A 4,146-nucleotide genomic window follows, 5' to 3' on the forward strand; every position below is an offset into this window, starting at 1 on the left:
CCGATTCCCGCAGCGGTGACGACGTCGACGACCTCCGGTCGTCCTGCGGTGAGGGTGCCGGTCTTGTCCACGGCGACGACGCGGATGCGGCCCAGCTCTTCTACTGCTGCACCGCCTTTGATCAATGCCCCGTTGCGGCTCGCAGCCCCGATCGCCGCCACCACCGACAGCGGCACCGAGATGGCCAACGCGCACGGTGATGCCGCGACCAGGACCACCAGTGCGCGTTCGAGCCACAACATGGGGTCACCGAGCACCGCACCGACGCCGGCGACGAGGGCGGCGAGAATCATGATCGAAGGCACGAGGGGACGTGCGATCCGGTCCGCGAGCCGCTGGCCGGCCCCTTTGCGGTCCTGGGCCTGTTCGACGATGCGGACGATGCGCGCAAGCGAACTCTCCGATGCCGGCGCGGTGACGGTGATCTCGATGGCTCCGCCGCCGTTGATGGCACCGGCATGCACCTCGTCGCCGACACCGGCTTCGATGGGCACGGACTCGCCGGTGATCGCGGACACGTCCAGATTCGTCGAACCGCGTGCGATGGTGCCGTCCGTGGCAGCTCGCTCGCCCGGTCGCAGCACCATGGTGTCCCCGATCACGACATCGTCGGGGGGCAGGGCCTGCTCGGTTCCACCGCGCAGGACCGACACTGTCGGCGGCACCAAGGACAGAAGTGCGCGTAGTCCGCGGCGGGTCTTGGTGACCGCGTACTCCTCGAGTCCCTCGGCGACGGAAAACAGGATGCCGAGCATCGCGGCCTCGGGGATCTGGCCCAATGCGATGGCACCGAGGAGCGCGATCGTCATCAGCGTGCCGACACCGATGCGGCCGTGTCGCAGATTTCTCACCGTCGCGGGAACGAAGGTGACGGCCGCGATCGCGGCAGCGATCAGACCGCCGACGGTCGCGACCGCATCGGCACCCGTTCGACCGAGCAACCACGATGCGGCGAGGATGATCGCGGCTACCGATGCGAGTTGCAGCTCGCGGACCTGCCACAACCTCTGGGGTACGTCGGTCGGAGCCGGACCTGCCGTGCCCGTACCGTCGGCGGCCGGTTCGGTGGTCGGCGCAGCGGGGGTCGGTCCGCAGCACGCGTCAGCCATGATCGACCCCGGTGAGATCAGCGGTGGCCGAGGCGGTGGCCAGTGGCTCGGTCAGTATCGAGAGCAGTCGGGCGCCGCGATCGGTGAGCGAATACATGACCAACTTTCCCTCTCTGTTCGATGTGACGGCGTCCGCGGCTTTGAGTTTGCGGAGATGGTGGGAGACCAGCTTCTGGCTCTGTCCCACGATCCACGCAACATCGCAGCCGCACATCTGCCCGCCGGCGTTCAACGCGAGCGCGATGGTCAGTCGGGTGGGGTCACCGAAAGCTCGGGCAGCGTCGGCGACCGGTTCGATATCGCCGAGAGCAGGCAAGGCTGCGCGCACCCTCTCGGCGTGAGGGAGGTCCATACACAACAGATCGCACGAGTCCAAAGGTTCCAAGGCCATGGGCACAATCTAACAATCATGCGATCGTCAGGGAAGACCTTTCGGTCGACGTTCGTACGATTGTTAGTCTCACAACGGGTCGAAACGCCCATATCGGGCCCGTTGATCAGTCCGAACGAGTCGAGAAGGTAGTTGTATGAGCCGAGCGTTGAAGATTTCCCTGTCCCTGGTGGTCGTGTTCGCCGCCGCGTTGGCTGTATTTCTGGTGGTGGACCGATCGGGCACGCCGGATGCTGCCGCCGCCGAGCAGGCCGCCGCCGACCCTGCCTCGATCGCGGTGCGCGAGAACAGTCATCGGTTGAACTCGGTGCCCGACGGCCGGGTCACGTTCGTGGAGTTCCTCGACTTCGAGTGCGAGGCCTGCCGGTCTGTCTACCCAGCGATCGAACAATTGCGTGAGGAGTACGGCGACCGGGTGAGCTTCGTGGCCCGCTACTTTCCCATCGCCTCGCACTTCAATGCCGAACGCGCCGCACGCGCTGTCGAAGCCGCAGCACAGCAGGGCGGCTTCGAGGACATGTATCAGCGCATGTACGAGACGCAGGCGCAGTGGGGCGAACAGCAGGTTCCGCAGGACGAGTTGTTTCGGAGCTTCGCCGTCGAGCAAGGACTCGACATGAGCGCCTTCGATGCCGCTTACACCGACCCTGCGACGCTCGAACGCATCGAGGCCGACGTCGCCGACGGGATCGCGCTCGGCGTCCAGGGCACCCCGACGTTCTTCCTCAACGGCACCAAGATCGAACCCACCACCTACGGAGACCTCACCGATGCCCTCGACGCTGCACTCGGCTGACCGCGCAGCCGCTCTCACCCGACGCAGCGGACCGTTCGCCCGAAGCCTGCCCTGGCTGCTGCTGGTAGGAGGCGTGATCGGACTGGCCGCCGCGTTCGTACTCACGGTAGAGAAGTTCGCCCTTGCGCTCGATCCCGCCTACGCCCCGACCTGCAGTATCAATCCGGTACTCAACTGCGGATCGGTGATGGACACCCCGCAGGCGTCTGCGTTCGGATTTCCCAATTCCCTTCTCGGGATCGCGGGCTTCGCCGTCGTGGCGGCAGTGGGTGCCGCCCTGCTCGCCGGAGCCGTGTTCGCGCAGTGGTTCTGGAGTGCACTGCAGGTCGGTGTCACTGCTGCTGCGGTCTTCGTGCACTGGCTGATCGTGCAGAGCCTCTACGACATCGGCGCGCTGTGCCCGTACTGCATGGCGGTGTGGGCGGTCACCGTACCGATCTTCTGGTACGTCACGCTGCGCAACCTCGACCGCGGGGCTCCGAGTGCGGGCCGGCGGCAGTGGGCGGGAGTGTTGATGCGCAATCACTCGATTGCGCTGACCGTGTGGTTTCTCGTCCTCATCGCCCTGATCGCGCAGCGTTTCTGGTCGTACTGGTCCACGCTCCTATGATCCGCGACGTACCGTTCGCCCCTCTGCCGATCTCTCGAGAAAGAAGGTCACGGCGATGACGCGCGGCTGGTCGATCGTCATGCTCGTCGTTGTCGTTGCATCGATCGTCGCACTGTGGCCCCGCTCCGGTGGCGTCGAGGGCGGCCCATCCGACGTCATCGCCAACAATGTCGCGCCGGTCGGACCCGAACCCACACTGTCCCGCCCGCCGGATGACGCGGCACGAGCAACAGCGCTACCGCTGTGTCCGCAGCCGGTGCCACACGAAGGTGGGCCGCTGGCGGGAGTGATGGCGCGCTGCATCGGCAGTGCCGACGATGTCGATCTCGTCGACGTTCTCGGCAGCGAGGTGACGCTGATCAACCTGTGGGCATCCTGGTGCGGCCCGTGCCGCACCGAGATGCCCGTAGTCGATGCCTACGCCGCAGAACCCGACGCGATCCCAGTCATCGGAATCAACGTCGAGGACCGACCCGCGGACGCGGCCGCGCTGCTCACGCAACTGGGCATCCGCTATCCGAACTACATCGACGGCGGCAGCGTCCAGGACGCGCTCTCGGCACCGCCGGTCCTTCCCCTGAGTTTTCTCGTCCGCCCGGACGGAACGATCGAGCGCATCACCGACCCGACAGTGTTCGAGACGACAGACCAGATCCGCACTGCAATAAAGGACTTCACCTCATGACACGTTTCCTACCCGTGTGGGTCGGTACTCGACGACAAGGCGGCACGCCCACCGCGGCAATCGGATCGATTCTTGCCGTCGTACTACTGATCTCCGGATGCTCCGCTGGTGCCGACGCTGCACCGTCCGGCGGGAGCTTCGACTTCGTCGCGCCCGGTGGCCGAACCGACATCGTCTACGACCCTCCCGAAACACGCGGAACCATAGGCGAGCTCGCCGGCCCCGATCTGATGGAGGAGGGCAAGACGACCGCTCTGGCGGACTACGACGGAAAGGTCGTCGTGATCAATCTCTGGGGTCAATGGTGTGGCCCCTGCCGCGGCGAAGCCGACGACCTCGAAGAGGTCTACGAGGCCACCCGTGAGCGCGGTGTGCAGTTCCTCGGTATCAATGTCCGAGATCCGCAGAAGGACAAAGCGCAGGACTTCGTGGTCGACAACAACGTCACTTACCCTTCGATCTACGACCCCTCGATGCGGACGCTGATCGCCCTCGGCGGGAACTATCCGACCAGCGTCATTCCCTCGACGCTGGTACTCGATCGCCAGCACCGGG

The 4,146-nt window shown here is 65.7% G+C and carries 6 protein-coding genes; 4 read left to right on the forward strand and 2 right to left on the reverse strand.

Annotation, left to right across the window (positions count from 1 at the left end):
* Positions 1-1,109: heavy metal translocating P-type ATPase (locus tag RHODMAR_RS24320; RefSeq protein ID WP_042940242.1), on the reverse strand; the 1,109-nt coding region annotated here is incomplete at its 3' end.
* Positions 1,102-1,500: an ArsR/SmtB family transcription factor gene (locus tag RHODMAR_RS24325; protein ID WP_032373340.1), complete on the reverse strand. Its 399-nt coding sequence runs from the start codon at positions 1,498-1,500 to the stop codon at positions 1,102-1,104. The genes RHODMAR_RS24320 and RHODMAR_RS24325, both read right to left, overlap by 8 nt.
* Positions 1,501-1,636: 136 nt before the next feature.
* Here RHODMAR_RS24325 and RHODMAR_RS24330 point away from each other — a divergent pair, with 136 nt between their 5' ends.
* From RHODMAR_RS24330 to RHODMAR_RS24345, 4 genes are all read left to right on the forward strand, one after another.
* Positions 1,637-2,296 (forward strand): DsbA family protein, encoded by a 660-nt coding sequence (locus RHODMAR_RS24330; RefSeq protein WP_008720127.1) that lies wholly within the window; start codon positions 1,637-1,639, stop codon positions 2,294-2,296.
* Positions 2,271-2,906, forward strand: coding sequence for a vitamin K epoxide reductase family protein (locus RHODMAR_RS24335; RefSeq protein WP_008720128.1), 636 nt, complete (start codon positions 2,271-2,273; stop codon positions 2,904-2,906). Before RHODMAR_RS24330 ends, RHODMAR_RS24335 begins: the two co-directional genes overlap by 26 nt.
* Before the next feature lie 55 nt (positions 2,907-2,961).
* Entirely contained in the window at positions 2,962-3,591 is a 630-nt protein-coding gene (locus tag RHODMAR_RS24340; protein WP_008720130.1) for a TlpA family protein disulfide reductase, read from the forward strand.
* The coding region (locus tag RHODMAR_RS24345; RefSeq protein ID WP_008720133.1) for a TlpA disulfide reductase family protein at positions 3,588-4,146 on the forward strand (559 nt) is incomplete at its 3' end. The genes RHODMAR_RS24340 and RHODMAR_RS24345, both read left to right, overlap by 4 nt.

Origin of the sequence: Rhodococcus sp. AW25M09 (genome assembly GCF_000333955.1) — a bacterium.
Classification (GTDB): Bacteria; Actinomycetota; Actinomycetes; order Mycobacteriales; family Mycobacteriaceae; genus Rhodococcoides.

Coding starts and splice junctions, on each gene's coding strand:
- RHODMAR_RS24340 (WP_008720130.1), top strand. CDS start 2,962: ATGACGCGCGGCTGGTCGATCGTCATGCTCGTCGTTGTCGTTGCATCG.
- RHODMAR_RS24325 (WP_032373340.1), bottom strand. CDS start 1,500: ATGGCCTTGGAACCTTTGGACTCGTGCGATCTGTTGTGTATGGACCTC.
- RHODMAR_RS24335 (WP_008720128.1), top strand. CDS start 2,271: ATGCCCTCGACGCTGCACTCGGCTGACCGCGCAGCCGCTCTCACCCGA.
- RHODMAR_RS24330 (WP_008720127.1), top strand. CDS start 1,637: ATGAGCCGAGCGTTGAAGATTTCCCTGTCCCTGGTGGTCGTGTTCGCC.